This is a genomic window from Cellvibrio sp. OA-2007 (assembly GCF_000953825.1).
Taxonomy (GTDB): Bacteria; Pseudomonadota; Gammaproteobacteria; order Pseudomonadales; family Cellvibrionaceae; genus Cellvibrio.
In genome coordinates this window covers 77941-101255 of sequence record NZ_BBUL01000087.1, presented here as the reverse complement: position 1 = coordinate 101255, position 23315 = coordinate 77941, and the positions used below count along the sequence as shown (strand labels likewise).

The following is a 23315-nucleotide window of genomic DNA, read 5'->3' as shown; positions in this document are numbered from 1 at the left end:
TAATGAAATTCCAATTTGAAACAATTGCTGATTTTATCGCTATGAATGGCCACGGCCCTTATGTTTGGGCTTCCTATGCAATTACGTTTGCCGCACTGATTTTTTTATTGGTCAGCCCGTTGCTGCAGAAAAAAAACTTTATCAAGCAACAACAGAAATTACAAAAGTTAGCGCAAGCTAATCCAGCAGCAGATCAATCTGTTGAATAATTTAATCCGTATTAGTCGTTAGAGAATGTAAACATGCATCCGGTTCGCAAGCAACGTTTAATGATTGTGATATTTATTGTGGTGTTTTCCAGTATTGCTGTTGGTCTTATGGCTTACGCGTTGCGTGAAAACATCAATTTATTTTATCCGCCTAGCAAAATAGCAGCGGGTGATGTGCCACACAATACCCGTATCCGCGCCGGTGGTTGCGTCAAGCCCGGCAGTGTTGAACGTGCCAGCGATTCGCTTGAAATTCGCTTTTTGATCACCGATGGCACGGCGGATGTAAAAGTTAATTTCAACGGAATTTTGCCAGATTTGTTCGCCGAAGGAGAGGCCGCAGTGATCAATGGCATAGTAACTGAAACCGGCGAGATTAATGCTAGTGAGGTGCTTGCCAAACACGATGAAAATTACACTCCACCTGAAGTTGCCGAAGCGATGAAAGATAAAGGCGAGCATCAAAAGACCTGTGAGGGCTTAAAATATGGCGCTTGATTTAGTTCAGCTCGCACCGGAAATGGGGCAGTTCTCGCTAATACTATCCTTGTGCTTGAGCGCTGCATTGTTTGTACTGCCATTGGTAGGTGCGCACTACGGCAGCAATGTATTGATGCAATCGGCGCGTTCACTTGCGACCGGTTTTTTTATCTTTGTTGTCTTTGCTTTTTGTTGCCTCGTGTATTCGTTTTTACACGATGACTTCTCGGTTAAATATGTTGCCTCCAATTCCAATTCGCTACTGCCTTACTATTACAAAATCAGTGCAGTATGGGGTGGGCATGAAGGCTCGCTACTCTTATGGATTTTGATGCTCTCTGGTTGGACGCTGGCGGTTGCTATCTTTAGCCGTTCATTGCCACTGGATATGCAGGCGCGCGTTTTAGCGATAATGGGGTTTGTGGCGGTGGGTTTTCTATCGTTTATTCTATTTACCTCAAATCCTTTTGATCGCATTCTTCCCGTTCCGCCCCAAGATGGCAGCGACTTAAATCCACTCTTACAAGATATAGGGCTGATTATTCATCCGCCAGTGTTGTACATGGGCTATGTCGGCTTCAGCGTGGTATTTGCTTTCGCGATTGCGGCACTTATGACGGGTCGCTTGGATAGCGCTTGGGCTCGTTGGTCGCGCCCTTGGGCAACTATGGCCTGGGGCTTTTTATCCGTTGGTATCGCCCTCGGCAGTTGGTGGGCTTATTACGAGTTGGGCTGGGGTGGTTGGTGGTTTTGGGATCCGGTAGAGAACGCATCCTTTTTACCTTGGCTAATAGGCACGGCATTAATTCACTCGCTCGCAGTAACTGAAAAGCGCAGCTTGTTTAAAAGCTGGACGTTATTGCTCGCCATTTTTACCTTTTCGTTGAGTTTGCTGGGCACCTTTTTGGTTCGCTCCGGTGTGCTGACTTCGGTGCATGCATTTGCTAATGATCCCGAGCGCGGTATTTTTATTCTTGGTTTCTTTTTGGTGGTGGTCGGCGGCTCTCTAACGCTGTTTGCATTGCGTGCCCCCGTGGTAAGGGGTTCAGCCGGGTTTACTTTGTTATCGCGCGAAACGTTTTTGCTCGGCAATAATATTTTGTTAACCATCCTGATGATTATGGTGTTAATCGGCACTCTTTATCCGTTGGTTGCGGATGCGCTTAGCCTCGGCAAAATTTCTGTAGGGCCACCATATTTCAATTTATTCTTTTTGCCGTTAATGGGCTTGTTGTGCTTACTGATGGCATTCGGGCCACTCTCTAACTGGAAGCGCACGTCGGGTATGCAGTTTGTGAAACTCTTGTGGAAGCCTTGGTCGATTAGTCTGGCAATCGCGTTGGTTTTTCCGCTGGTTTATCGCGATCAATATGAAATTCTTGCCGCGCTAACGGTGTTTATTGCCAGCTGGATAGTGACAGCACTTGTCGCAGATTTGCTTTATCGCTTGCGCAACAGCGAGTCGATGATGGTAGGCCTTAAAAAGTTGAGCGTGAGTTACTTTGCAATGATTATTGCTCATGCCGGTATTGCGGTTACCACTGTAGGTGTTGGTTTAACCAGTATTTATACCGAGCAGCGTGATGTTCGTATGGAGGTAGGGCAGAAAGTAACAGTCGTAGAATACGATTTTATTCTCAATAAACTAACTCACATTGATGGCCCCAATTACTCTGCTGAAGAGGCGCTCATCACCGTAATGAAAGACGGTAAATTCCTACGCGAAATGAAACCACAAAAGCGCCGCTACACCGCAACAGGTAGTACCATGACAGAAGTGGCGTTAGATGTAGGTTTGTTTCGCGATCTTTATGTCGCCATGGGAGAACCCCTAAATGAAACTGCTTGGGCGATGCGTGTGCACCTCAAGCCATTTGTGCGCTGGATTTGGTTGGGCGCATTAATGATGGGCTTTGGTGCTGTGCTCGCAGTAGCCGATAAGCGTTACCGCAAACCTGTGAAACAAGAATTACTGGCGGTCACTAATCCGGTAGGAAAGTTAGTCAATGAATAAACAGCGGTTATTTCTATTTATCCCTTTGATTGTTTTTGCATTATTGGCTGTCTTGTTTTGGCGCGGTCTTTCGTTAAATCCCAATGAGATGCCATCGGCATTATTGAACAAGCCAGTGCCTGCGTTTGAATTGCCGGTCTTACCGGCTCCGGAAAATCCGCAAGGGTTAGTAAGTGCAAATCATGAAATGCTTAAAGGCAAAGTCAGCCTTTTAAATGTATGGGCCACCTGGTGCACCACTTGTAAACAAGAACATGAATTTCTCAATACGCTTAAGGCGCAGGGCGTTCTTATCTACGGCATTAACTACAAAGACAATACTGAAGATGCTCAGCGGTGGTTAGCAGAATTACACAACCCGTATGTTTACAGTGTGCTTGATGAGGATGGTCGCCTAGGCTTGAACTTGGGTGTTTTCGGCGCACCAGAAACCTATGTGATCGATAAGCAAGGCGTGATTCGCTATAAACATATTGGTGATGTGAATGCTCAAGTATGGGAGCAGACTATCAAGCCTGTAATTGATAGCTTGAACTGAGTGTACGCCTAACCATTCCCTCTTCAATGTATCTGGGTTTGATCGAGATCAAACCCAGTTTTTTCCTCCCGCGTAAACTGAGTTTGTTAATAAAAAACGCGGAGGTATTTATGTATATTGATTCAATCGTTCTTTATGGTTTAGTAATAGTTGCATTGGCATGCATAATGATTACTTACGTGGGTGTTTACGCGTACAAACATATTAAAGAGGATTCAGCGAAGGCTGATCAAGTGATTAACAACAAAGCTGTATAGTCTGCACCTTTGTTCTGAGGTTTTTCTAAAGCTCCTGCGTGGGGCTTTTTTATTATTAATATTTGGTGGCTATTAATTTACGGCCATAAAAAAAGCCCCAAATGTGGGGCTTTTTCATTTCAAATGTTGGCGGACCGGACGGGACTCGAACCCGCGACCTCCGGCGTGACAGGCCGGCATTCTAACCGACTGAACTACCGGTCCGCATCGTCACAAAAACCACAACTACCTTATGAGTAAGAGTGGTGGGCGGTACAAGACTCGAACTTGTGACCCATGCCTTGTAAGGGCATTGCTCTACCAACTGAGCTAACCGCCCAAGATTTTACGCTTTTCAGCGCTCACCTTGTTGGTGGCGCGTATTCTAATCATGTAAAAGTTTGGGTCAACCTTTTTTTTACAGATTCCTGAAAATTTTATAAAAAAACCAAAAAATGGATATGAAACAAACACTTGTGATCGATTTTTAGTCTTGCGGGCAAAATTTACCGATCATCCTTATGAGTTGTTATACTCGCGCAAATTTTTCATTTAATGTGTGGAAGCCTATTTATGTGCGCAACTCTAATAAGACTATGCACCTGTATCGGGTTGTTGTTTATTTCTCTTTCTTCATTTGCCGCCATCGAAGTCCATGAGTTTGATAATGATGTCGACCGCAAGCGCTATCAAACGTTTATTGATGAGATGCGCTGCCCCAAATGCCAAAACCAAAATCTTGCCGGCACCAATTCGCCTATTGCTGAAGATCTTCGGCGCGAACTTGAGTTGATGATAAAAGATGGCAAATCAGATAAAGAGATTGTCGATTTTATGGTTGAGCGTTACGGCGAGTTTATTTTGTATCGCCCGCGGTTATCGCCCGCGACCTTGTTGCTCTGGGGGGCGCCGATATTTTTATTGGTGTTTGGTGTCATCATGTTGCTACTTATAGTTCGCAAGCGGCGCCGCCTTGATGTAGCAGTAGATTCGGGTCTTACCTCATCTGAGCAGGCGCGTTTAGCGAGTTTGTTGAAATCATCACCTGTGCAAAATACTGGCAATCAAACAGATCAAAAATCCAATCAGGAGAAACAATAATGATGTCCTTGTGGGTCGGTGTAGCGCTCCTGAGTATGTTGGCGTTGGGTTTTGTTTTTTGGCCGCTGGTACGTTACGGCAAGCAACAAAATGGTCAGTCAAGCGAGGTGGTTGCAGAGCGGCTTGCCGAGAATGTGCGCCTGTTTCACGAACATATCGCTGAGTTGGAAGTGCAATTGTCTGCCGGACGTATAGATCAGGAGCAGTTTGCGCAATTAAAGTTGGAGCAGGAACGTGCGTTATTAGATGACGAGGCTGACATTCGTGCAGCGCAGCAAAATCGCACTATGGGTGCAGGCATCAAAACATTGAGTGCGATTGCGGTATTGATTGTTGCGATCAGTTGGGGGCTTTATCAGCAGCTGGGCAGCAGCGCCGATGTAGAAATCCGTCTGGCGCAAGAGCTTAAGCAAGAGCTTGATAATGCTGACTATCAAGCTGGTCGAAATCCGGATCCGGTGCGTGCGCGTGAGATGGTGCGCTTGATTCAGGCGCGTCTAGCTGATGAACCTGAGCAATTGCAATACTGGTTTTTTCTGGCGCGGATGCACATGGATTTAAATGATTTCGCACAGGCCGTTAACGCTTATCAACAAGTATTACAGCGCGACAGTAGCTCCGCGATGATTATGGCTGAGTTGGCGCAAGCTATGTTTTTGCGTGACGGCAATAAAATGAGTCCACCAATCAGCGATTTGGTTGAAAAAGTACTTAAGGTCGAGCCAGATAACACGACGGCTCTAGGCCTTGCGGGTATTGATGCATTCGGCAAAAAGGATTACGTCGGCGCGATTAAGTATTGGGAGCACACAGTTAAGTTGACTGGACAGGATTCACCAGGTAGTCAGGCATTAATTTCAGGTATTGAACGCGCAGCCACCTTGTATTTTGCTGAGGGTGGCACAGAGGCCTCCCTTGCTGCCGCCCGTGCAGGCCGTCAGTTGAGTGTTAATGTGAGTTTGGCTGAAGGTGTTGATGCTAACCCTGATCAAATTGTGTTTATTTACGCGCGCACTTGGCAAGGGGCAAAAATGCCTCTGGCCATTACGCGGGTGGCTGTGTCTGAATTGCCGAAGCAAGTGGTGTTAACTGAAGCTATGGCAATGACGCCGGCGATGAGTTTGGGCTCAGTGGATAGCATTGAGGTGATTGCTCGAATTTCGCAAGATGGTACGGCAACCGCTAAAGCGGGCGATTGGCAGGGTAGTTTTGGCCCGGTGGATATGAAGTCAATCCCTTCAGATCTTAATGTCACAATTGATCAAAAGGTGGCGCAATAATCCGGAATTTAGCTGAATTTTGTTGTTTTTGAGTGAAAATTAGACAGTCGGATTCTCGTTGCAGTTTTTGCTCGCGGCAGCGGGTGTAATGCGGCACACAAATGTGTAGAATCCCGCCCTTACAGGTTTTTTTGGTTGTTTTCTGATTTTTAATAACAGCTAAAAAAATTAACAAAATCAAACAGCTAGGCAATATGTGGTTGCCGGCGATTTATTTATTGAACAGGCGGGTTGGGGTAGGGCGCTCAAACCATATAAGCCTGATGAAACAGAGTGTATGGATCTATGCGGCTAAAGTGCATCAAGCTGGCTGGCTTTAAATCGTTTGTTGACCCGACTACGGTCAACTTTCCCAGCAACCTATGCGCTGTTGTTGGCCCTAATGGCTGTGGTAAATCCAATATTATTGATGCCGTGCGTTGGGTAATGGGAGAGTCTTCCGCCAAAAACCTGCGCGGCGAAAACATGACTGACGTAATCTTTAACGGCTCCAGTGGTCGTAAACCGGTCGGTCAGGCCTCAATCGAACTGGTGTTCGACAACTCCGATGGCACCCTTCTAGGCGAATACGCCGCTTTCACTGAAATCAGTATCAAACGTAAAGTTACCCGTGATGGTGACAACAGCTATTACCTCAATGGCACAAAATGCCGTCGCCGCGATATCACTGATATCTTCCTCGGCACCGGGTTGGGTCCACGCAGTTACGCGATTATCGAGCAGGGCATGATTTCCAAGCTTATCGAGGCAAAACCGGAAGATCTCCGTGTTTATATCGAAGAAGCTGCTGGTATTTCCAAATACAAAGAGCGCCGCCGCGATACCGAAAGCCGTATGCGCCGTACCAAAGAAAACCTTGAACGACTCACCGATATTCGTGATGAGCTAGAGCGTCAATTGTCGCGCTTGCAGCGTCAGGCACAAGCGGCAGAAAAATATGCCGAATACAAAAAAGAAGAGCGATTGCTGAAAGCGCAATTGCAAGCACTTAAATTCCAGCAATTGGATATGCAAGCGAAAGCCAAACAAGCGGGCATTCGCGATCTTGAATTGCGCATGGAATCCTTTGTTACCGATCAGGTAAATAAGGATACGCAAATCGAAAAGTACCGCAGCCAATACACTGAGCTGGGTGATAAATTCAATGAGATTCAAGGTCGCTATTACGCGATAGGTGCAGAAATCGCGCGCCTTGAGCAAAGTATCCAGCACGCCGGCGAGCGCGCGCGCCAATTGCAGGCGGACTTGGATCAAACCAGCCGCGATAGCAAAGAAGCGGAAGAAAATTTATTAATCGATACGCAAAAAACCGAAGCTTGGGAAGAAGAGTTATTAGAGCTCGAACCCGAGTTGGAAATGGTAAAAGCGGCGGAAGAGACCTCGGGCGAGTCGTTAATCGATGCTGAAGAAGCTATGCAGCGTTGGCAAAACGATTGGGATAGCTTTAACCAGCGAGCAGCCGAGCCACGCCAACGCGCCGAAGTACAGCAATCGCGCATTCAACATCTTGAGCAAGTGCAGCAGCGTTTATTACAGCGCATTGAAAAATTACGAGAAGAAAAAACCAACCTGCAAGACAGCTCAGAAGATGACTCGATCCATGAGCTGACTGAACAGCTCGCCGAATTGGATTTGGTTGCCGATGAAAAACGTATGCAGTTGGATGCATTTGTTGAACAGTTAGATAGCACTCGCACCGATAACAATCGCATTGTGAATGAATTGGATCAGGCGCGCAGTCAGTTGCAAAAAATGCGCGGTCGCCACGCATCACTTGAAGCATTGCAACAAGCGGCGATGGGTGAAAAAAATAAAGCCGTTACCCAATGGCTGGCACAAAATGAATTAACTAATAAAGCGCGTCTCGCTGATTCGATCAGTGTTGCCGATGGCTGGGATAAAGCGCTGGAAACTGTGCTGGGCAATGCACTACAAGCAGTTTGTGTCGATCAAGTTGATGCGGTCACCGGGTTACTTGAAAACCTCACGCAAGGTGAATTGGTATTGTTTGATACTAATGCCAAGCTGCCCGCAAATGCATCGACAAAAGCCTCGTTGTTGAGCGAAAAAGTCACTGCCCCTTGGGATGCCCAAGGGCTGCTGGCCGGAATTTATATTGCCGATGATTTACCGGCGGCCTTGGCATTGCGCAAACAGCTTGGTGCGCATGAATCTGTTATCACTCGCGATGGCATTTGGTTGAGTCCGCACTGGGTACGCGTAACTCGCGATACCGATGCCAGTTCAGGTGTTATTGCTCGTCGACAAGAACTGGAAGAGTTGTCGGCAACGATTGCGAGCGCAGAAGAAAACATTGAGTTGCTCAGTGAGCAGCTTGAAGAGGGGCGTGCAGCGATTAAGCGCCTGGAACAGGATCGTGAAAGCCTGCGTCGCCAAGTGGATGATGAAAGTCGCAAGTACGGCGAACTGCGTTCGCAGCTCAGTGCCAAACAAGTTCGCATTGAACAAATGAATATGCGCCGTGAGCGGGCGGACAACGAAATTCGCGAAGCGCGCGAGCAAATGGAGCAAGAAGCCGAGCACTTGTCTGAGGCGCGCATGATTTTGAGCGAAGCCATCGAAATGATGGAACAAGATACTGATTTGCGCGAATCCTTACTGCAACAGCGCGATGATATTCGCACTGGTCTTGATACTGCGCGTCAACGCGCCCGTCACGATAAAGATAAAGCCCACGAAATTGCTATGCGTTACCAATCGGTAAAAACCCAATTGGATTCGATTCGTTTGGGAATTGGCCGTTTGCGTGAACAAGCATCGCGTTTGCAAGAGCGCCGCGAGCAATTAATGGCCAGCATTGCAGATAACCGCGATCCAGTTGAAGAATACAAGTTAGAGCTGGAGGCAAGCTTATCCAAACGCCTTTCAGTTGAGGCTTCGCTAACAGAGGCTCGCCGCGCACTGGAAACGGTGGAGCATGAGTTGCGTAATTCCGAGCAGGCGCGCAATCGTGCAGAGCAAGAAGTACAAGCTGTACGTGCGCATTTAGAACAGGAGCGTTTAGCTGCGCAAATGTTTGAAGTGCAGCGCGCAGGCATTGTTGAGCAGCTTGAGGAAGAAGAATTAAATCTGGATATTATTCTGGCGGAAATGCCAGAAGGTACCGAAGTAAAGCCACTCGAAGAAGAATTGGAAAGTCTCGCCGGTAAAATTTCTCGCCTCGGCCCGATTAACCTCGCGGCAATTGATGAATATAAAACTGAATCAGAGCGCAAAAATTATCTCGATGCACAAAACACCGATTTGATGGAAGCGCTCGAAACACTGGAAAATGCGATTAAACGCATCGACCGCGAAACCCGCACACGCTTTAAAGAAACGTTTGATCAGGTCAACAAAAGTTTGCAGGAGTTATTCCCTAAAGTATTTGGTGGTGGCCATGCTTATCTGGAATTAACCGGCGAAGAGTTGCTTGATACAGGTATTACCATTATGGCGCGCCCACCGGGCAAGCGTAACAGCACCATTCATTTGTTGTCGGGTGGTGAAAAAGCACTGACTGCGATTGCGTTAGTGTTTTCGATTTTCCGTTTGAATCCGGCACCTTTCTGCATGCTCGACGAAGTTGATGCGCCGCTCGATGACGCCAACGTTGGCCGTTACGCACGCATGGTTGAAGAAATGTCGGCGCAGGTGCAGTTTATTTACATCACACACAATAAAAATGCGATGGAAATGGCACACCAATTGTTAGGCGTTACTATGCATGAGCCAGGTGTTTCACGCTTAGTGACAGTAGATGTGGACGAAGCCGCAGAATTAGCTGCGGTTTAAACATTGAACTAATTAATACGGATAACCTTATGTGGAAAGATTGGGTCATCATCATTGGTTTTTTATTGATTATCCTCGTGTTAGCGGATGGGATCAGGCGCAAGCGCAATGAGCGCAATGGCAATATTAAAGTGTCTCGTTCATTGAAGAAAAGTTTGAAACAGCCTATTGAAGATGAGGATGAGCCGCCAGTTGAGGCGCCTAGTTATATTAGCGAGTTGCCTAATGGTGGCGCACGGGTGGTGGGTAAGCGCGAATCATCTGCGCCTGTGCCAAGTATAGAAAAAAAAGCACAAGCTAAATCATATTTGGAAAAACATCAGCGTCAACAAGAGGCAGCTTCGTCCACATCTCATTCCCGTGCGCAGCGTGAACCGCAACAAGCCAGTTTGAATTTGGGGCAGGCGGTTCCCATGTTGATGGAGTCGGTAAGCGACAGTAAAAACCAACCCTTGCCTCTGGAAGATCGTATTGAGCCAAGCTTTTCCGCGTTGGATAATAGTGACATTGAAAATGATTATGATGATCGCGAAGACGATGAATATGAAGGTGAAGATTATGAGCGTGACGATCATCCCTACACGCGTGAGTTGGCAGATGATGCTGCGCGTGACCCATTGATTGATGAAGAATCTGAGTTCGAAGACGAGCAGGATGTAAGTTCAGAAGAGCCCGAAGAGTTTGAAGATGATGAGTACAGTCATGAAGAAGAATATGACGAGTATGATTCTGAAGATGATTACGAAGACGATGAACCACACTCTGCAACCGCAGCACATAATAATATTGCCGAGAAACAACCTGCTGAGCCAGAAGAAGTCTTAATCATCAATGTTATGGCGCACAAGGGTGAAATGTTTAACGGCGGTGATTTGCTCGATATTATTTTGAAATGCGGCATGCGTTACGGCAGCATGGATATTTTTCATCGCCATAGCGATACCAAAGGTGAAGGTGCATTGCTGTTTAGTATGGCCAATATGGTCAAGCCCGGCACGTTTGATTTGGATGCAATGGATGAGTTTGAAACGCCGGGCGTGAGTTTATTTATGACTTTGCCAATCAATGCGGACTCCATGCAATCATTTGATTTAATGGCTGACACTGCGCGCGCTATAGCGGAGACGCTCGGTGGCGAATTAAAAGATGAACAGCGCAGTGTAATGACGCGGCAGACTTTAGAACACTGCCGTGAGCGCATTCGCAATTTTGAGCGCATGCGTCTGTTTCGTCGCCCGCCACCGCGTTAATAATTGATTTTTGTTTTTATTTCCGCACAAGGATGTGCCAGAAAGCCGCTCGCTAAGGCATGAATCGCGCATCGCCCAAGCTCGAATCATCAGGTACTTACATTCATGTCTACTCTCTCTTTATTTGATAATTTTCCGCCAGAAATTGAACAGCTGCGTCAGGAAATTAATCACCATAATTATCGCTACTATGCTCTAGATGATCCGCAGATTACCGATGCGGATTACGATCGTTTAATGCAGCGATTGCGTGAACTGGAAACACAATATCCAGCGGCAATTACACCTGACTCACCAACCCAACGTGTGGGCGCGACTCCACTGTCCGCATTTACAACGGTTGTGCATGAACTACCCATGCTCTCCTTGGATAACGCTTTTAGCGATGAAGATTTACTCGCGTTTAACCAGCGGGTACAAGATCGCTTGAAAATTACGGATGATGTTGAATATGCATGCGAACTAAAACTTGATGGCATTGCGGTAAGTTTGCTCTACCGTGATGGTCTTCTGGTGCGCGGCGCAACTCGTGGTGACGGCACGAATGGCGAAGATATTACGCAGAATGTACGCACCATTAAATCTATTCCATTGCGATTAGCAGGAACGGGGTATCCCGCTGTGCTTGAGGTTCGCGGCGAAATTTATATGCCGAAAGCTGGCTTTAATGCATTGAATGAAAAAGCCCGCGCTGCAGACGAAAAATTATTTGTAAATCCGCGCAACGCTGCTGCAGGTTCGTTGCGCCAATTAGATTCGCGCATTACCGCAAGTCGCCCTTTGGAAATGTGTGCATACAGTGTGGGCTGGGTTGACGGTGGTACATTGCCTGAAACCCACAGTGGCATTTTAGCGGCGCTAAAAACCTGGGGTTTTTTGACCAATCGCGAAACACAGGTGGCAAAGAATATTCATGAAGCTATGGCTTTTTACCGTCAAATTGGCGAAAAACGCAATGAGCTTGCTTACGATATTGACGGTATAGTATTTAAAGTTAATTCGCGTCAACTGCAAGAGTCTTTAGGTTTTATCTCACGTGCACCACGCTGGGCTATTGCCTATAAATTTCCAGCACAAGAGGAATCGACAATCCTGCTTGATGTGGAATTTCAAGTAGGCAGAACCGGTGCGGTTACGCCTGTTGCACGGCTGCAACCGGTATTTGTCGGTGGTGTTACTGTTTCTAATGCAACCTTGCACAACCGCGATGAAATTAATCGCCTTGGAATTAAAATCGGCGATACAGTCATTATTCGTCGCGCTGGTGATGTGATTCCGCAAATCGTACAAGTTGTAGAAACAAAACGCCCTACAGATGCGCGCGCGATAGCTTTTCCCGAGCATTGCCCTGTTTGTAATTCTCCCGTTGAAACTGTTGCGGATGAAGCTGTTGCACGTTGCTCTGGCGGTTTAGTTTGCGCGGCGCAACGCAAAGAGGCGATCAAACATTTTGCATCGCGCAAGGCGATGAATGTAGAGGGGTTGGGCGATAAGCTAGTCGAGCAATTGGTCGATCTAGGCTTGGTCAGCAATCTTGCGGATATCTATGCGCTCACCCGTGAGCAGTTAGCGGCAATGGAGCGCATGGGTGAAAAATCGGCAGATAATATTTTGACCGCGCTAGAAAACTCCAAAAAAACCAGTTTGGCAAAATTTATTTATGCTTTGGGCATTCGCGAAGTAGGGGAGTCAACTGCGCGCAATTTTGCGAATTATTTTGGCAGTTTTGAAGCCTTGGCCGCCGCAGACCAAGACGCGCTCCAGCAAGTACCTGATGTGGGGCCTGTAGTCGCGCATTTTGTTGCCGAGTTTTTTGTGCAAGAATCCAATCGCGTTGCAGTGGCAGCGCTGCGAAATGCCGGTGTGCACTGGGATAATATCGAAGTCGCAGCACCGGAAGCGCTGCCGTTAAAAGGTTTAACCTATGTCTTGACCGGCACCTTGGAGGCGTTGTCGCGCGATGATGCAAAAGCGCATTTACTTGCCCTAGGGGCAAAAGTGGCTGGCAGTGTTTCAGCAAAAACTGATTATGTGGTCGCAGGGCCCGGCGCTGGCTCAAAACTCGCAAAAGCAGAAGAACTGGGCTTGAAAGTAATAGATGAGGCTAGGCTACTTGAATTATTGCGCGAGCATGGGCGGCAGGTATAAATGATCTATTCAATGTGCAAAATATTGTTATTGGGCTTGCTCTTAATGTTGGCGGGTTGCTCCAGTTTACCGCCGGCAAATCCCAATAATCTCTGCAATATTTTTGATGATAAACCTTCCTGGTATAAAGATTCTAAAAAAGCGGAGAAGCGCTGGGGATCTTCGGTGCCAGTTATGATGTCGATCATGTATCAAGAATCGCAATTCAAGCACAATGCACGACCTGCACGCACAAAAATTTTGTGGATATTTCCGGGGCCAAGGCCGAGCGATGCCTATGGTTATCCGCAAGCCAAAGATGATGTGTGGAATGAATATCAGGATCAAAGCGGTAATGGTTGGTCGCGACGCGATAATTTTGGCGATGCAATCGATTTTATCGGTTGGTATAACAAGCAAAGCCAAAAGCGCAGCCGTATAGGTTTACAAGACAGTTACAATCTATATCTCGCTTATCATGAAGGCCACGGTGGTTATAATCGCTCGACTTATCGCCAAAAAAATTGGCTATTGAATACTGCTCGCAAAGTGGAAGACCGCGCGCAGCAATACGAGAATCAATTGCGCAGCTGTGAAGAACGCTTTAAAGGCAGTTGGTGGTGGCCGTTTTAATCTGACCTGAAATATCAAATTGTTTTTATTCGATAACTTATATCGGAGTCGGTATGGATCAAGAGTCAATTGTCTACGGTTGTATTAAGGATGTATCGTCAGCCATGGTGGAGTCGGAGCGAATTCGCACTAACCGTGAAGCAATGTTGTCATTACCTCATGCAGATGAATGGCCTTTTTTGAGCCAAGAGATGTTTGCAATACCCAGTATTGATTCGCCTTTTTTTAATTATCAAACCGAAGTAATGCACTTTGGTGCATCTTATAAAGCTGTTGAATACGAATGGGATCAATGGATTGCACAATTTGAATCTCTGCTGAGCCGTATGTATTGGGTTTCTGCGACGGTGCATTTGGAGACCGAGTTATCTGGCACGCATACGTTCACCTGGGAGGCTAACGGTAATTATCACAAGCCGGGTTCGGGTGATATGCGGGTGCGCTGTGAATGGAGCCACGAAGGCTCATTGCGCATTTAATTTTTACGATTAGGCATTTATTTATGCAAATACCATTAGCAACACCGGATTTTCGTTTTCGTCGCCTGCGCAAAACCACTGCGCTGCGTGAATTAGTACGCGAAACCCACGTGCGCATGAGCGATTTTATTCTGCCCATTTTTATCGAAGAGGGAATCACCGCACCGGTTGCGATTAAATCAATGCCCGATGTGTATCGTTACCCGGAAGATCAACTGGCGGAAATCGTAACGCGCGCGTGGAATAAAGGTATTAAGGCGGTCATTTTATTTGGGGTGTCTACGCATAAAGACAGCGAGGGTTCAGATACCTGGTGTGAGCATGGTTTGCTCGCGCGTATGATTCGCACTGCAAAACAAGCACAGCCAGACATGCTGGTGATTAGCGATAATTGTTTTTGTGAGTATACCGATCACGGCCACTGCGGCGTAGTTGCCCATGACGATGTTGCCAACGATGCAACACTGATTAACTTGCAAAAACAAGTTGTGCTAGCTGCGCAGGCAGGTGTGGATATGATCGCCCCATCGGGAATGATGGATGGCATGATCAGCGCGATTCGCGAAGCGCTCGATACTGCAGGTTTTACTCATATTCCGGTGATGTCTTACTCGACCAAATTTGCCTCAGCATTTTATGGCCCGTTTAGAGATGCAGTTGATAGCAGCTTTAAAGGTACGCGCAACACCTACCAAATGGACCCGGCTAATGCTCGGGAAGCACTCGCGGAATCTATGCAGGATGAAGCCGAAGGCGCCGATATTCTAATGGTCAAACCCGGCATAGCATATTTGGATGTGCTGGCGCATATTCGTGCGAATTCAGCGCGCCCATTGGCGGTGTATCACGTGAGTGGTGAGTACGCCATGATTAAAGCGGGTGCAGCAGCGGGTGTAATCGATGAGAAAGCGATTGTGCTCGAAACCATGACCGCATTTAAACGCGCCGGTGCAGACTTAATTATTACTTATTACGCCGAAAAAATGGCTGAGTGGCTTGCTTAAGATAGGCTGGAATTAACTACACATGATTCAATTTTTCCGTGAACAAAAGTTGCTTGCTGCGTTATTGCTGCTGAGTATTCTGGTTATCATCGCTGGTGTCATCATGATTCAACTTACAGAAAATAATGCCCAATCCAGTGAGGTGGCTGCGCAAGAACAAGAAGCGCAGGCTGTTGTAGAAACCATGACTGCGATTGCCAATATCGCCAAGCAAGAATTACAGGATTCACAAACACCAGCTGCGCAACCTGCGGTAGGGGATAATATTCCGCAATCCTCTATCGATCATGTTGATTCACTTAATGGTGTAGTGCCGGATGTGGGCAGCAATGATTGGTGTGAAGTGATGATGGTCAAAAAATCGAATGAATGGACAAAAGAAGAAGAAGCACTATTTGCCCAGCATTGTATCTAATCAGCGCATGCTGATTTTCCTATGAAGTAACACTTGATGTTTTTTAGCGATTCCCGCCCGCATTTTTTTAATCCACTCACCGGTAAATACCGCGAGCTAGTGGCTGAGTGCCTGCGCCTGTTGTATCAACGCCTTTATACCGATTTGCGCGATTACGGCCACGCTATGAATCGCGAGCAATTGGTGGATATTTTTAAAGAAGCCATTGCCCGTGCGCCTATTTTGGATGCGGATGCAGCAGATGGTGATGATGGCAACGAAGGCCGTTTTAAAACCCAGCGTGATCTCGCCAGTTTTATTATCAATCGACTGATTGAAAATGGCTGGCTGGAAAAACAAGTGGATCAAACCAGCCTGCAAAGTAGTTATGGTTTTAGCCGTATGGGGCGATTGTTTACCCAGCCATTTGCTGATAACGATGCAAATCAATTCCGCACCCGCAATCGCAATACCCGCAATACTCGCAACAGCCTGCAAGCTTTTTACGATCAAGGCGAAATTAATGATTTGCTGGATGCCTATGAATACTCAGAGCGGATCATTAGTGACTTCACCGATGTAATCGCCGAGCTGGAGGAGCGCAAGCGTCAATTGGTGCGCGAGGTTGAATCGCGCCAATTAATTCAGCAGGCGAGTGATGAGTTTTTTGATTTTATGGAGACGGTGTTTAAGCCGGATTTGGAAGTGCGCCTGTCTGCCGACAGCGTGGAAAAATACCGCGACCAAATTTCTGACATCATCACCAAAATCCGGCGCAAACGTAAATATGGCTTGGGTGATGCCGAAACTGCCGCAAAAGATTGGCGCGCAGTAATGGAAATCCGTCTGCGTAAAGCCTTGCCGCAAAAAGTAGTGCCCGGTATTTCACTGCTGGAAACGCTGTTGCAGACCATTGATTCACGTTTAAAAAATGCCTGTGACATTATGTTGCCCGCACTGCGCCGTGCGTTAAATACCTTTACTCAGCGCGCCGATATTATCATTCGCCAGCTCAGCTACATTAATAGCCGCGGGCAAGATGATTTGATGGATATCTATCGCTCGCTTGGCAACTTAACGCTTGAACAACAAGATCAAGTATTGCTAGAGCAGGGCGAGGCGATCGCCAGTATTCATATGGGGTTTGTTGACCCGGCACAGATTCAATTGCGCGCGCCGCGCAATATTCAAATTGTCCGCTCCACGCTCGATGAAGATAAAGCCCTCGATGCAGAAGCGCAAAAAGCGCTGTTTGTGCAGCAGGCGCTTGATAAGGCATTCATTTTGCAATCCAGTAGCCTGCGTGATTATGTGCATGCATCCTTAGTGCAAAAAGGCGAAATTAAAAGCAGCGAGTTACAAGCGAAAAACATGCAGGAATTGCTGAATTTATCCCATGCAATTGAAGTGGGGGCAGCGGCGAATTTGTCATCTCGCTATCGTTTTGCCATTACCCAAAACGCTGACTGGTTGCACTCGCAACCGCTGGTTAATAGCGACAAATACTTTAAACAGCGCGACGAGTTTGTGATTAGCTTGATCGACGATGGTGTAGAAAATGAGTGATCAATTAAGATCGTTGCTACAAGAGCAATTAGAAAAACACAATCTCAGCTTGGATAACTGGCGTGAACTGGTGCAACGGTTATTGGATTATGGTGTGCTCTGCCGCGATGACAGTCAGGTAGAAGCAGAGCTTTATGACCGCTTTGTGCGCATTCATGAATTGGTCAATGATTATCTTGGTTTAATGGGCGTTCGCTTCCAGCATGATAGCCATTTCCGTTTTGTACGAATTTTACCACCCGGCGCACGTTTGCCGGGCATGGATGATGAGAGTGATGAGCCGTTTAACGCCGGTTTGCGCAACCGCTTGAACCAACATGAAGTGGCCTTAGTATTAGTATTGCGCGCTGAATATGACAAGGCGCTGCGTGAAGGCAGTATTGATGAACAGGGTTGCGCTACGTTATCGCTAGAGGCAATTGCCATGGCGATGAAAAGTCTATTGCGCCGCAGTCTGCCGGAAAATCTTGGTGAGCGCCGGCAAGCGTTTAAGCGTTTGCGCCAGTTGCGTTTGATTAACTTTTTTGCTGAATCCGATATTGATTCAACTGAAAGTTGGATCAAGATTCGCCCGCTGATTATCAATCTGGTCAATAACGAATGGCTGGAGCAAATTCGCAATCATCTTGCAGAAAATCTATTGCTGGTCGATGAAGAAACTGATGGTCAAGATCAAGCTGACTCGACTGAACCAAAAACGCATACAACCGCTCCGCATTTAAATCGTTCGCTTTTTGCGGCTGAAGAATAGTTATGTATCTCAAAAAATTTATTTATGTGAACTGGGGCAATGTGCCCAATACCGAATTTGAATTTGGGCCGATTAATCTATTTTCGGGCGGAAATGGTTCCGGCAAAACCACAGCCGCAGATGCGATTCAAACTATCATGACCGCTGCGCACGATAATTTGTTTCACTTCAATCCGGGGCAGGATGAATCCAGCCAGCGCGGCCGCGGTGGCAAGTTGGTGCGCACACTTGCGTCCTATGTGCTGGGTTGTGATGACGGCGCCTACTCGCGCCCGCAGGGTTGTGATGGCTATTTGGCGGCGGTGTTTTATCCTACTCAGGGTGAAAATAGCGAGCCGTTTACCGCGTTGATTGGTATGCGCGCATTTTTAGAAACCACCGGGCAGGGTACCTCACTGCAAAAAGTGGCGCGTTTAGATGATACCCAATTTTATATTTTGAGCGATGTAGAACTCAGCTTAAAAGATGTATTAAAAGAAGAGAAAACTCATAAATATGTAGTGCCGCTCGACAAGCTCTACGCCGGATTGCGCCGCCAGTATGGCCAACAACAAGTCGAAAAATACGATAAGAAAAAATCTTATCTATGCCGTTTGTATGGCGTTTTGCGCGGCAAAAAAGATGCAATCTCTGAACGTGAAGCGATGAATGCCGCGCGCGCATTCTCACGCTTTATGGCTTACAAGCCGATTAAAGGCATCGATGAATTTGTCGCTAATGAAATTCTTGAGTATCGCGATTTAGGTGAGGCGATTCGCACTGTATCGACTATGTTAAAACGCATTCATACCATGGAGGCAGACGCGCGCACGTTGCGTCAGGGTATTGAGCGCATGGCGCAGGGGCGGCAGTGGTCGGACAATTTTATTGCAAACTGGCTGGAACAGCAGGTGCTGCAGTATTCAGTGGCCAAACGTCGCTATACCGATTCGCAATCTCTTTATTTAGAAGCAAAACATAAACAACAATTATTGCGCGAAACCTCGGCAAGCCATCAGCAAACCTTGGCAAGCTGCGAAGCCCAGCGCGATGAAATTAACCAGTTAATTCTTGCTGCCACTGCGCGCCGTTTGGGTGTGCCCGCATTGCGTGACAAAGATCAACTGGAGCAAGAAAAACTCGCCCAAGAAAAGTTGATTCAAACTCAAGTGCCTGAGTTGCGCAAACAACACCAGCAGATGCAAATCAATTTAGATGCGGCGCAGCAGTTTGCTCAAGCGCTGCGCCAGACTTCCATTACTCATGAGTTGCCAGCGCTAAAAGACGCCAGCCTTGCCAATCTAGTTAAAAGTCTCTGCACCGATACTGATGGGCTGGATATTCACCAATTGCTCAATCGCGATTTGATTGAAGTTAGCCCGCTGGAACCGCAGTTGGCAAAAGTACTTGAGTTGCAAAAAACGCACAATGCTTTTGTGGCCAGTTTGTTTGATGTGGATACCAACGCGGCGGTAATGCGTACTAATTTACGCGACCAATTAGCGCAAGAGCGCGACAAGCGTAAAGCGCAAACCGAGCGTTTGCAAAAACAAACTGAAGTTAAACGCCGTGAAATTCAAACCTTGGAATCGCGGCAGGTGAGCTACCCAGGTTTTGTGCGAGCAGCGCTGGATACGATTACTGCGCAATGCCCGAAAGCCGATGCGCGGGTACTTTGCGATTATGTGGATGTAACTGATCGCGAATGGCAAGCGGCGATTGAGGGTTATATTGGCGCGGCGCGGTTTGGCATTATTGTCGAGGCAGAATATGAAGCCGAAGCGATTGCAATTGTGCGCAATATGGCGGGGCAGGGTAATCGCGCGCGTATCATTCAAGGCGAAAAAGCGCGCAAGGATTTGGATAAATCCAGCGATGTGCCAACCAACTCTATAACGCAGGTGATGACTTTCTCGCACGCCACTGCAGAAGCTTATATCAAAGCCAGTTACGGCAATGTGCAGCGTGTAGAAAGTGCCAAAGAATTAAAAAATACTCGCCGTGGTATTACTAAAGAGGCTATGGGATCTGGCAACTACGCCATGTTCCGCTGCGATATGGCCGACTCGGAATTGGTGTTTGGTCAGGGAGCGCGCGAGCGAGCATTGGAAGCCAAGCGCAATGAATTTCATGCATTGGTTAGTGAATGGCAAGCGGCAACTGCTTACGCAGAAGAAGCGCAAGATTTGTTATTGGCGATAGATAAGCTCAAGCCTCTTGGCTACGCTGAAACCTTACAAACCATGCTTGCGGCGCAAAACAAAGTCCAAGCGATTGAATCCAAATTACAGCAATTGGATTTAAGTGATACCAAAGCCTTGGAAGCAGAGCTTCAAGAATTGCAGAATCGCTTACAAGAACAGAATCAGCTCTATACCCGTTTAAATAGTGCGCAAGTAGATTGCCGCGCCGATTTAAAACTGGCTGATAATCTTTGCCATAAACTGGATGCAGAGCAAGATAAAACTCTTGCCCAAGCCGATATATGCGAGGCAAATGTACAAGGTATTACTGCCTTCTGGCCGGAATTTAATGCAGATGCCCGTTTACAAGCTGCCGATGAAGCTGTGGCGCAACACAACGTGCAGCATTTCGAGACGCAATTGGCGGGTGTGAATGCGGAGTTAAAAACCATTTTGCACCGCTTGCAACAAGCGGCGATGGTGCACAACCAATTTTGCTCTACCAGCGATGCAATTTTATTTGATATTGATTACAACGATGACTTGGGCAGCGCAAACTTCCGTGCAATTTGCGATATGCGTCGTCAGTTTGATGCGCTTTATAATCGCGATAAAAACCATATTCTGGCGCAGCGTCATCAAGAAATTGATTCGCTACGTGAAAGTTTTAATAACGCGTTTGTGACCAATCTCTGCCATTCGATTTATCAAGCAATCAATGACGGCAAAAAAACACTCGAGGAATTAAACAAAGAACTTGAGCATCATCGTTTTGGTGCTGACCGCGAACGTTTCCGCTTTGATTGGGAATGGGTGCCGGAATTTAAAGAATATTGGCAATTTTTTAAAGCAGTAATTGATAGCCCCAGTTTGGATGAGGGCGAAACCCTGTTCAACATGAAGCTCGATGAAAAACATCAAAAAGTGCGCGAGCGCTTGATGACCATGTTGCTGGATGAAGATGAACAAAAAGCTCTGCGCGAATTAACACGCATTGCCGATTATCGCAATTATCGCTGTTATGAAATTTATAAAGAGCCGGAAGGCAAAGCGCCGATTGCATTGAGCCAATACGGTACCGGCTCTGGTGGTCAGCTGGAGACACCGGCTTATATTATTCGCAGTGCCGCCATCACTTCGGCCTTTCGCTTTAATGAAGGCAACAGTCATTTGCGTATGGTATTGGTAGATGAAGCCTTTTCTAAAATGGATGAGCACCGCTCGCGCGAGGTGATTAACTATTTAACCGAGAGCCTCGGCTTGCAATTAAACTTTATTATGCCAAGCAGCAAATCAGGCCCCTTTATGGATTTGATCTCCAACCAATTTGTATTCAGCAAATGCCCCACGGCTGAACCGGTTGGTGAATTAAAAACCCGGGTAATGTTGGATCGCCAAGTTTGTGATCAGGAAAAAATTAAAAAGTTGATGGCCAATCATCGCCGCGCAATTCGCCAGCAAGCGGCGTTGGATTTCATGTCAGAAGTGGAGGTATAACTGATCTGATGCAAGTGGAGTATTGGCGGATCAGTACTTCACTCAATCGCTCGGGCTTCCGTTTACATGCGGGAAAAAGCGTGCAATCTTTTTGATCAATTTATCCTGCTCAATCGGCTTCACCACGTAGTCATCCACACCATCCTCAATCGCCGAGCGAATCTGTTTAGCTTCGCTGACGGCGGTTACGAGCATAAAGACTGTACCCAAATAGCGCTCTGCAGCGCGCATAGCGCTGTGCACTTCCAAACCGGATTTGCTGGGCATATTCCAATCGCACAATACCAAGTCATAGATGGGATTGGCCTCGTACATCATATTAATGCCTTGCTGGCCGTCATTGGCGTAGTCAACCTGATAGATACCTGCCGCCTCCAAATAGGCAGTCACCAAATCGCAAATCAGCTGATCGTCATCGACTAGCAGTACCCTTATATGCATAGGTGTTAGTTCTTGGCGGCGACCAAGGGCTGCCTGACGAATCGGGGAGACAGCTTTTTCAGATATATAGTGATTGACGGTGCTTTTCTCGCTGCCGCCTACTAGTTCAAAGGTAATTTTTTGTAAAACTGCATCTAGGGTTTTCAGGTTCTGCTCTAGCTCTGATTTGGCGTTAACATCAGCAGTTGCAATATTTTTGGCGATCCAGGCCCGCTTTTGTGTCAGCGTTTGTCCGATGATCTGTAATTCCGGCTTGGTAAACATAAGTGGCCTTAACTTGTGTAGAAATAAAACTTCTTACAATATAGCCTAGTCTGTTTTCTTCGCTAGCTTTAGTAAATAACCTTTTACCAAGATTGGTCGCGATTCTTAATAACTGCAGGAACTTAGTGTGTCTGATTTAGAGCGATTTATTACCCGCCTGGAACAACTTATCACCCGTGTAGAAACCGTTTTACCTCCTGTTGCACCTGAACCAAACTGGTCCGCGAGCGCATTTCGCTGGCGCGGCCTTGCCAATGGTAGTGGTTATCTGCAGGCGGTCAAACAGCCACATCGGGTCGACTTGGATGCGTTAAAGAATATCGATACCCAGAAGAACGCCATATTGCGCAATACACGTCAGTTTATCGCCGGTAAATCAGCCAATAACGTTTTGCTTACTGGTGCGCGCGGCACAGGAAAATCCACCCTGATCAAAGCCGCCTGGAATGCGTATGCAGAGCAGGGGTTGAAAATCATTGAAGTGGATAAAACAGATTTACTGAATCTTGCCTCTATTGTTGATTTGGTGGGCGAGCGCCCCGAAAAATTCATTATTTTTTGCGATGATTTGTCGTTTGAAGAAGGTGAGATAAGTTATAAAGCACTGAAGTCTGTTTTAGATGGCTCCATTTCTGCCCCTACAGCCAATATGCTCTTTTATGCGACTAGCAATCGACGCCATTTGATCCCGCAGCAAATGCGCGACAATCTGGGTGTGAGCAACGAAGACGGCGAGGTGCGCCCCAATGACAGCATCGAAGAGAAAGTGTCGCTCTCTGAGCGCTTTGGTCTCTGGTTGAGCTTTTATTCATTCTCACAGGATGAATATCTCGCAGCAGCGAATTACTGGGTTATGCAGCTAGGCGGGCAGTGGGATAACCAAGCTGAAACAGCGGCTTTACTCTGGCACAGAACTCGCGGTGCACGTAGCGGGCGTGTTGCATGGCAGTTTGCACGGGATTTTGTGGGGCGCGACTGATCGATTTAGATGTTACTCACGTTTATTGCTCTCTTGGTTATAGCTGGTAATAGTTGTAACTAATGCGGCAGTGATGCGTCTAGGTACATCAATGCTGAGCATTACCTAGATAAAG

At 46.9% G+C, this 23315-nt stretch carries 18 protein-coding genes and 2 tRNA genes; 17 read left to right on the top strand and 3 right to left on the bottom strand.

The features are described from left to right. The first annotated feature begins 2 nt into the window (after positions 1-2). From ccmD to AWU77_RS09100, 4 genes are read left to right on the top strand one after another with little or no spacing between them, the layout of a single operon-like run. Positions 3-209 (top strand): heme exporter protein CcmD, encoded by a 207-nt coding sequence (gene ccmD / locus AWU77_RS09115; RefSeq protein WP_084618230.1) that lies wholly within the window; start codon positions 3-5, stop codon positions 207-209. A gap of 33 nt (positions 210-242) precedes the next feature. Beyond that, positions 243-707 (top strand): cytochrome c maturation protein CcmE, encoded by a 465-nt coding sequence (gene ccmE / locus AWU77_RS09110; protein WP_062062058.1) that lies wholly within the window; start codon positions 243-245, stop codon positions 705-707. After that, a complete protein-coding gene (locus tag AWU77_RS09105; protein ID WP_062062055.1) occupies positions 697-2703 on the top strand; it encodes a heme lyase CcmF/NrfE family subunit in 2007 nt (668 codons plus the stop codon). Before ccmE ends, AWU77_RS09105 begins: the two co-directional genes overlap by 11 nt. Further along, a complete protein-coding gene (locus AWU77_RS09100) occupies positions 2696-3241 on the top strand; it encodes a DsbE family thiol:disulfide interchange protein (protein ID WP_062062052.1) in 546 nt (181 codons plus the stop codon). Before AWU77_RS09105 ends, AWU77_RS09100 begins: the two co-directional genes overlap by 8 nt. Positions 3242-3625: 384 nt before the next feature. Here AWU77_RS09100 and AWU77_RS09090 read toward each other — a convergent pair. Beyond that, positions 3626-3702, bottom strand: a tRNA-Asp gene (locus tag AWU77_RS09090). A gap of 39 nt (positions 3703-3741) precedes the next feature. After that, a tRNA-Val gene (locus tag AWU77_RS09085) sits at positions 3742-3817 on the bottom strand. A gap of 233 nt (positions 3818-4050) precedes the next feature. Between AWU77_RS09085 and AWU77_RS09080 the strand changes: the two genes are divergently transcribed. The 12 genes from AWU77_RS09080 to AWU77_RS09025 all read left to right on the top strand — a co-directional run bounded on the left by AWU77_RS09080 (position 4051) and on the right by AWU77_RS09025 (position 21516). Beyond that, positions 4051-4578, top strand: a complete 528-nt coding sequence (locus tag AWU77_RS09080) for a cytochrome c-type biogenesis protein (RefSeq protein WP_084618228.1) — start codon at positions 4051-4053, stop codon at positions 4576-4578. Continuing rightward, on the top strand, positions 4578-5858 hold the full coding sequence (ccmI, locus tag AWU77_RS09075; RefSeq protein ID WP_062062046.1) for a c-type cytochrome biogenesis protein CcmI: 1281 nt from the start codon (positions 4578-4580) through the stop codon (positions 5856-5858). Before AWU77_RS09080 ends, ccmI begins: the two co-directional genes overlap by 1 nt. Before the next feature lie 285 nt (positions 5859-6143). Then, positions 6144-9653: a chromosome segregation protein SMC gene (smc, locus tag AWU77_RS09070; RefSeq protein ID WP_062062043.1), complete on the top strand. Its 3510-nt coding sequence runs from the start codon at positions 6144-6146 to the stop codon at positions 9651-9653. A gap of 29 nt (positions 9654-9682) precedes the next feature. Beyond that, positions 9683-10903 (top strand): cell division protein ZipA, encoded by a 1221-nt coding sequence (zipA, locus tag AWU77_RS09065; RefSeq protein WP_062062041.1) that lies wholly within the window; start codon positions 9683-9685, stop codon positions 10901-10903. Positions 10904-11008: 105 nt separating this feature from the next. Next, positions 11009-13051, top strand: a complete 2043-nt coding sequence (gene ligA / locus AWU77_RS09060; protein ID WP_062062038.1) for an NAD-dependent DNA ligase LigA — start codon at positions 11009-11011, stop codon at positions 13049-13051. Then, positions 13052-13663 carry a hypothetical protein gene (locus tag AWU77_RS09055; RefSeq protein ID WP_062062036.1) on the top strand — a complete coding sequence of 204 codons (612 nt, stop codon included), beginning with the start codon at positions 13052-13054 and terminating at the stop codon, positions 13661-13663. Positions 13664-13716: 53 nt separating this feature from the next. Further along, complete coding sequence (locus AWU77_RS09050) at positions 13717-14142, top strand: hypothetical protein (RefSeq protein WP_062062033.1); 426 nt, start codon at positions 13717-13719, stop codon at positions 14140-14142. 23 nt (positions 14143-14165) lie between these two features. Beyond that, a complete protein-coding gene (gene hemB, locus AWU77_RS09045) occupies positions 14166-15146 on the top strand; it encodes a porphobilinogen synthase (protein ID WP_062062029.1) in 981 nt (326 codons plus the stop codon). 22 nt (positions 15147-15168) lie between these two features. Beyond that, on the top strand, positions 15169-15561 hold the full coding sequence (locus AWU77_RS20580) for a DUF3012 domain-containing protein (protein ID WP_062062026.1): 393 nt from the start codon (positions 15169-15171) through the stop codon (positions 15559-15561). Positions 15562-15597: 36 nt separating this feature from the next. Continuing rightward, the gene (locus AWU77_RS09035) at positions 15598-17106 is read left to right on the top strand and encodes a Wadjet anti-phage system protein JetA family protein (protein WP_062062023.1); all 1509 of its coding nucleotides are present in this window, start codon (positions 15598-15600) and stop codon (positions 17104-17106) included. Further along, on the top strand, positions 17099-17857 hold the full coding sequence (locus AWU77_RS09030; RefSeq protein ID WP_062062020.1) for a DUF4194 domain-containing protein: 759 nt from the start codon (positions 17099-17101) through the stop codon (positions 17855-17857). Before AWU77_RS09035 ends, AWU77_RS09030 begins: the two co-directional genes overlap by 8 nt. A 2-nt stretch (positions 17858-17859) precedes the next feature. Continuing rightward, on the top strand, positions 17860-21516 hold the full coding sequence (locus AWU77_RS09025; RefSeq protein ID WP_062062017.1) for an ATP-binding protein: 3657 nt from the start codon (positions 17860-17862) through the stop codon (positions 21514-21516). Between the two features lie 42 nt (positions 21517-21558). On the opposite strand, the gene AWU77_RS09020 is transcribed toward AWU77_RS09025, so the two are convergent. After that, positions 21559-22221 (bottom strand): response regulator, encoded by a 663-nt coding sequence (locus AWU77_RS09020; RefSeq protein ID WP_062062015.1) that lies wholly within the window; start codon positions 22219-22221, stop codon positions 21559-21561. Positions 22222-22348: 127 nt separating this feature from the next. Between AWU77_RS09020 and AWU77_RS09015 the strand changes: the two genes are divergently transcribed. After that, positions 22349-23200, top strand: coding sequence for an ATP-binding protein (locus AWU77_RS09015; protein WP_062062011.1), 852 nt, complete (start codon positions 22349-22351; stop codon positions 23198-23200). The last annotated feature ends 115 nt before the right edge of the window (positions 23201-23315 follow it).